The following is a 6449-nucleotide window of genomic DNA, read 5'->3' on the forward strand; positions in this document are numbered from 1 at the left end:
ATTGAAGAAATCGCATGTTGAAAATACGGTTGGCCCATGGGCTCGGCAAAAGCTCGATGGCCTCGAGGCATATCTTCACGCTTACACCATTGCACTGAAGAAACAGTCCTTCGAACTGGTCTACGTCGATGCATTCGCCGGCGCGGGACGGTCAAGAATCCGCGACGCCTGGGCCGGCGCTGACGACGAAGACCTTCAGCTTCTTGATGACGAGTTCGTCCGGTCCGAGGAGCAGTTCATCGAAGGCTCCCCGCACCGAGCCCTCGCCCTCGAACACCCCTTCACTCAATACCATTTCTTTGACGCAGATGCAGGGCGCGCGGCCCTTCTCGATGGCCTGAGGGCCGAGTACCCGGCTCGAAAGATCAGCGTTCAGGTTGGCGACGCGAACGAATTGATCCAGAAGCTGGTCCCGCGGATTGCGGGGCGGAACACGAGGGGTGTTGCTTTCCTCGATCCTTATGGCCCCCACCTGGACTGGCGAACCGTCGCAGCTCTGGGGTCAACCAAGAAGTTTGAGGTGATCATCAATTTCCCGCTTGGAATGGCCATCAACAGATTGATCACACGCTCAGGCGACATTCCCGAAAGCTGGCGCGCGGGGCTGAACGGCTGCTTCGGCGGTGCGGACTGGGAGAGCCTCGTCTATGCAGAGCGCACGGATCTCTTCGGGGATACGACCCGCCACAAGGTTGACGATGCGGCCAAGCGGCTTCTTGACCACTACGTCGGCCGCCTGAAGACCTTGTTCGGCCACGCCGCCACACCGAGTGTCGTCAGGAACACGCGAGGTGTCCCGATCTATTACATGCTGTGGGCGGGGCCCCATCCCCTCGGGCACAAGATCGCCGACTACATCTTGGCGAAGGGTGATCGGATCACGCCACCAAAACTCGGTCCGTTCGACGATGACCAGCTGGCGGCCCCGATTGCTAGCCGAGCCGGAACGCAGGCCTTGAAAGCATCCGAACGGCGAGACCGATCGAAAAGATCGCGTCATGGCTCAGCAGGTCGTCCGCCGATCTGCTCTCATCGATGCTACGACGATCAAGATTGCTGCAGTCATCGACATGCCGGAAGTGCGACAACGGGTTTCGCAGCGCCATCATGCGGCGGAGGTCGGTGACGTCTTCATCAGAGATTACCTCGCGCTCTCGGCAGCGGCGGAGGGTGTCGGCGAACTGGATGCGATCCGGAATGTCATCAACCAGAAGCCCGGCGTGAAGATATGCCGCCAGCAGATGCTCCACGAGCCCCTGACACAGCAGGATCGTCGCCACATAGTTGCCGTGCACAAACGACGAACGCGCTTCGACCCAAGCGTGATAGGCCGCATGGCCGCCGAAAATCATCGTCCTGGATCGACCCATCTGGCCGCCCAGATCTGTCAGCATCCGGAAACGGCCGACCTTCCCTGGCAGGTCGCCATGAAGGTCGGCCAGCAGATGACGGACGAAGTCCAGATCCGAAAGGTCCGATAGCAGATCGGGCTGATCGTCCCGGCTCACAGTCACGCGGCCTTCGCCCCACCGTCGAAGATCTCGTGCAGCATGGCCGGAATCAAGGCCTCCACATCCTGCGCGGTGTTGGCGCGGATGGTGCGGGCTTCGTGCGCCTTCGTCTGAAGGCGGTCGAACCAGTGCTGTCGACCGATTGGTGGGACCGGCACTTGCAGGCTTTCAAGCTTCTTCAATCCGAGCGTCCGGTTCCGTCCCGCTCCGCCAGGAGATGCTTCACCCAGCTTCTGCAATCCCTCGGGCGTCGAGAAATAGAAGCGCAGGAACTCGACGGTTGCGGTTTCCGGCGCGGGAACGCAGGTCAGGAAACGATGTGAGCCGACCCGGCCATCGTCTTCTGGCTGAGCGACGGCGACAGCGCCTTCCCAGGCAAAGACGATGTTGAACACGAGGTCGCCCGCGCAGATGCGGAACAGCTTCTTGTTGCCGACCTCAACGCCGGGCAGTTCGGGTTTGTGGAACGTGCCCCGACCGAATGACCGGACGCCGAGTTCCGGATAGGCAGCGTCGAGATCGATCTCGACCGGTCTTCGCACCAGCGGCGCGACCTCGGCCATGGGGCGCAGGGGGGCGCCGTGGATGGCGCGCTGGAAGGCTTTCAGCAGCAGCGCCTGCGTTTCGCGCTCGGCTACCTCGATGGCGCTGCGGCGTTCGTCCACTAGCGCCGCGACCCGGTCGAGTTTTTCGACGATACGGTGCTGCTCGCCAAGGGACGGAAGGTCGATCCGATAGCTCAGCACCTTGTCGGGGTGCACACGCTGCCTGCGGTCGCCCATTCCCTTGGCGCCGACCGCGACCTGCCGCCACACGTCACGGCGTTGGAACAACCAGTACAGGTATCGAGGCAGCAGATGGTCCTGATCGACATCGAAGGTGGGATATTCGTTCGAGACGAAGACGCCGTCCATTTCCTCGGGAACGATGGCATACGCTCCCTCAAACGCAAAAAGCCGACTGTAAATGAACTGGCCTCTCCGCACCCGGTAGAGCGTGTTGGCGCTCGTCTGGGCGCCGTCGATCGGTGGCTTCCCGAAGACGCCGCGGGCAAAGCTGTAGATTCCCAAGTTTGGGTAGGTGCCGCGTGGATCGACGCGGCATGGATCAGAAACCAAGGACAACAGGTCTGAGAGCGGAACTTTCGTGGTGGGCATCATATGCGCTCCGCCAACACGGCCTTGATCTCGTCCATGATGCCGAGGATCCGCTGTTCTTGTGCGATGATCGCGTCCACGATCTCGGGCGGCGCGCGGTGATCGGCGATCGCGCCGGAATGCGGGTTCTTGATGTCCAAGTTGCACGCGACGACACGGTCCTGCGCGTCGCGCTGGATCAGGTCAGCGGCGGAGACCTTCCAGGCGCGCTCGTTCGGCTCGCGCTTCTTCCACCAGGCAAGGCAGTCCGCAAATTCCTCATAGGCCATGGGCGCGGTTTTCGAGTACTTCTTGCGGCCCTCCGGCAGCGGCATTTCGTAGTACCAGATGTCCTTCGTCGGTCCGGTCGTGTCGAAAAAGATCAGGTTTGCCGGGATGTCCGTGTAGGGCGCGAACACCCCTTCACGCAGCCGGACCACCGTGTGCAGGTTGAACTTCTCGAGCAGGTCCGCCTTGATCCGCGCCGAGATGCCATCGCCGAACAGCGTGCCGTGCGGAACGACGACGGCGGCCCGCCCGCGCCCGGCGCGCTTCAGCCTCCGCATGATCAGTTGCAAGAACAGCAGCGCCGTTTCGGCCGTGCGCCGGTCCTCGGGGAAGTTGTTGAGGATGCCTGCCTCCTCCTCGCCGCCGAATGGTGGATTGGTCAGGATGACATTGACCCGCTGATCCTCGCCGATCTCGGCCAGGCGGAAGCGAAGGGCATTGCCCGGGTCGATGCGCGGGGCATGCAGGCCGTGCAGCAGGAGGTTGAGCTGGGACAGCAGGAACGGCAGCGACTTGGCCTCGCCGCCGAAGAAGCTGTCTTCTTGGAGGATGCGCCGCTTCTCGACCGTATCGGCCTGACGCTCAAGATGCAGGAACGCCTCGGTCAGAAATCCCCCGGTGCCGCATGCCGGGTCGAGGATGGTCTCGCCCAGCTTGGGATCGGTCACCTCGACCATGAACCGCACGACCGGCCGGGGCGTGTAGAACTCGCCCGAGTCCCCTGCAGCGTCGCGCATCTCGCGCAGCAGCGTCTCGTACAGGCGGCCGAGTGTGTGAACTTCTTCCGAAGAATCGAAATGGATGCCGTCGATAAGGTTGACTACGTCGCGCAGCAGGTAGCCGCTCTCCATTCGGTTGGCGAAGCTGGAAGACGGTTGCGATCACGTCGCGCCGCTCGCGCCGCCCATTGTCGCCGCGCAAGCCTCGGAGATAGGTGAAGAGCCCCGGGCCGCGTGTGCCGTCCGGGCGCTCGGTCATTTCGGAAACGAGGAACGACAGGAGGTCGGGACCGGTGATGCCATCGGCATCCGCCGCCCAATCGCGCCAGCGATAAGGAGCCTCGATGATCGGGCGATAGTCCTTGCCTGCGAGCTCCGCGCGTCCCTCCTCGATCCGCTCCATGTCGTCGAGGAACTTCAGGAACATGATCCAGGTGAGCATCGGCAACCGATCAAGGTCGCCATTCAGCCCCTTGTCCTTCCGCATGATCTTGCGGGCGGACTTGATGATGCTGTCGAGACGCTGGGCAGTGGTCAGTTGCTTCGGCGCAGCCTTCTTACGGGCGGTTCTGGCCAAGGTAGATCTCCTTCAATTCAAGCGGTGTAGAGCAGACGCTGCAGCTCGGTGACGGCGCTGCGCAGCTCCTTGCCCCCGCCGAAGCGGGCGGCGATTTCTATGACGTTGCCCCACTCGTTGAACGGGGGAACCTCCAGGATGTCGGGCAGCTTGAACTGGGCACTGCCATGTTCGGCATACTTTTCAAGCACGGCATCCAGAACTTCTCGGGCGTCCGGCCCAAAGCGGTCCAGAAACTCGTCCTGCTCCCTCACCAGACGGTCAGCGCGCTCGCGCCGGGTGCGCAGCGGCGCGTTATAGGCGAGATGGCAAAGGAGATCGAACGGGTCGGCCTCCGGCTTTCCGACTGCATCAGCCAGGGAATCGAGGTCGATGCCCTTTTCCTCAAGCCGCTCGACGATTTCCGCCCGGCGTTCGGGATCGAGCCAGTCCGTGCGCAGTTCCGACGCATTGGGGTAGAGTGTGCGGACCTTGTCGCCAGTGTAATCGGTGAGCTGACGGCAGGCGAGTTGCCGCCCGTCAGAATCGAGTTCGTACACGAGGTGCCGGACGATCGCGACCTCGCCGCCGTCGACATAGAACTTGCGGGGCCCGTTCTCGCCCTCTTCCCCCAGCTCGACCGGTCCATCCGGGATATCGGGCCCTTCAGGAAAATCGTCCGGATCCGGCGCCACGTCTTCGATCTCGCGCTCTTCCACGATGTCGCCGTCCGCATTGATCACCGCTTCGTCCTCGCGGACGGGATCGCCGTCAAAGGCGGGATCGGCGAACATGCGCGTCGCGGTTCCGGTGTAGTCGATGATGTTGAAGGCGAGCTTGCCGTAGTCGGGCCGGAGACGGGTGCCCCGTCCGATAATCTGCTTGAACTCCGGCATGGAGCCGACGACCCGCGCGAGCACCACGTTCTTGCAGGTCGGGGCGTCCACGCCGGTCGTGAGAAGCTGCGACGTGGTGAGGATGACCGGCGTCTGGGTCTCGACATCCTGAAACTTCGCCCTGTGCGCGCTTCCCACATCGCCTTCGTCGGACGTCACACGGCAAACGTAGTCGGGATGGTCCTTTACGAGATCGGTGTTCAGGGCGGCGAGCGCCTGCCGCATTTCTAGCGCGTGTTCTTGGTCGACGCAGAAGACGATGGTCTTCGCGAAGCGGTCGGTCTCGGCCATGAAGCCCGCGAGATGTTTCGCAATAGCCTGAGTTCGAGCCCGCAGCGCCACGACCCGCTCGAAGTCCCGCGTAGAGTATTCGGCGTCGGGGATCTCGCGACCGTAGCGATCAAGTTCACCCCGCGTTGGTCGCCAGCCGGCAGCGTCGTAGTCCGATATGACGCGATGGACGCGATACGGGGCCAGGAAGCCGTCAGCGATGCCCTGCGCCAGGCTGTACTCATAAAGCGGATCGCCGAAATAGTTGTAGGTGTCGACGTTATCCTCTCGCCGCGGCGTCGCTGTCATCCCGATCTGGGTCGCAGGCTCGAACCACTCGAGAATTTCCCGCCAGTTGCTGTCGTCTCGCGCGCTACCCCGATGGCATTCGTCGATGATGATGAGATCGAAGAAATCGCGCGCATACTCGCGATAAAGGCCGGGACGGTTCTCGTCACGCGCGATGGACTGGTAGATCGCGAAATACATGTCGCGGCTCTTGACCGCCACGCCGCCAGCTATCTTGTGACGGGCGTCGCCAAACGGGCTGAAATCCTTTGCCATCGGATCGTCGACCAGGACGTTGCGATCAGCGAGAAACAGGATCTTCGGGTTCCGGTTGACCCCTTTGGAATTCCAGCGTGCCGACCAGAGCTTCCAGCAGATCTGGAAAGCGACGGCAGTCTTGCCCGCTCCGGTGCACAGCGTGAGCAGTGCCCGCTTCCTGCCCTGAAGCGCCGCCTGAACGGCGCGGTTCACGGCGATTTCCTGATAGTATCGAAGGGGTTTGGCTCGATCTGGAAACGTCGGCGTCAACAGCCGTTCGGCCACTTGGTCGTCGACAATGCCCTCGGCGCGGCGGAGACGGGCCCAGAGGTCATCAGGTGCCGGGAAATCCGAAATCGTTCGCTCGACGCCGGTCGTGTAATCGAACTCGACAATCTCGATCCCGTTGGTCGAATATGCGAACCGAAGTCCAAGGATCTCGGCATATTCCTTGGCTTGTTGGAGCCCGTCCGCGGCGTGCCTGTAGCGGGATTTCGCTTCGACAACTGCGATCGGGAAATCCGGAT

Annotated in this window: 4 protein-coding genes and 2 pseudogenes; 1 reads left to right on the forward strand and 5 read right to left on the reverse strand. The window is 62.4% G+C overall.

What is annotated here, in order from left to right; all coding sequences use genetic code 11:
* Position 1: 1 nt before the first annotated feature.
* A pseudogene (tcmP, locus tag A6302_RS26155) lies at positions 2 to 811 on the forward strand (three-Cys-motif partner protein TcmP); the annotation flags it as partial.
* 121 nt (positions 812 to 932) lie between these two features.
* On the opposite strand, the gene A6302_RS10520 reads toward tcmP, so the two are convergent.
* From A6302_RS10520 to hsdR, 5 genes and pseudogenes are all read right to left on the reverse strand, one after another.
* Positions 933 to 1508 (reverse strand): hypothetical protein, encoded by a 576-nt coding sequence (locus tag A6302_RS10520; protein WP_069307001.1) that lies wholly within the window; start codon positions 1506 to 1508, stop codon positions 933 to 935.
* Between the two features lie 2 nt (positions 1509 to 1510).
* A complete protein-coding gene (locus A6302_RS10525) occupies positions 1511 to 2671 on the reverse strand; it encodes a restriction endonuclease subunit S domain-containing protein (RefSeq protein WP_069307002.1) in 1161 nt (386 codons plus the stop codon).
* A complete protein-coding gene (locus tag A6302_RS10530) occupies positions 2668 to 3786 on the reverse strand; it encodes an HsdM family class I SAM-dependent methyltransferase (RefSeq protein ID WP_245294019.1) in 1119 nt (372 codons plus the stop codon). The genes A6302_RS10525 and A6302_RS10530 overlap by 4 nt, the downstream gene beginning before the upstream one ends.
* A gap of 226 nt (positions 3787 to 4012) precedes the next feature.
* Positions 4013 to 4141 (reverse strand): annotated as a pseudogene (locus tag A6302_RS26435) (hypothetical protein); the annotation flags it as partial.
* 107 nt (positions 4142 to 4248) lie between these two features.
* Positions 4249 to 6449, reverse strand: a 2201-nt coding sequence (gene hsdR, locus A6302_RS10535; protein ID WP_069307003.1) for an EcoAI/FtnUII family type I restriction enzme subunit R, incomplete at its 5' end; no start/stop codon positions are given.

The sequence above is a fragment of the Methylobrevis pamukkalensis genome, assembly GCF_001720135.1.
In the GTDB taxonomy this organism is placed as follows: Bacteria; Pseudomonadota; Alphaproteobacteria; order Rhizobiales; family Pleomorphomonadaceae; genus Methylobrevis; species Methylobrevis pamukkalensis.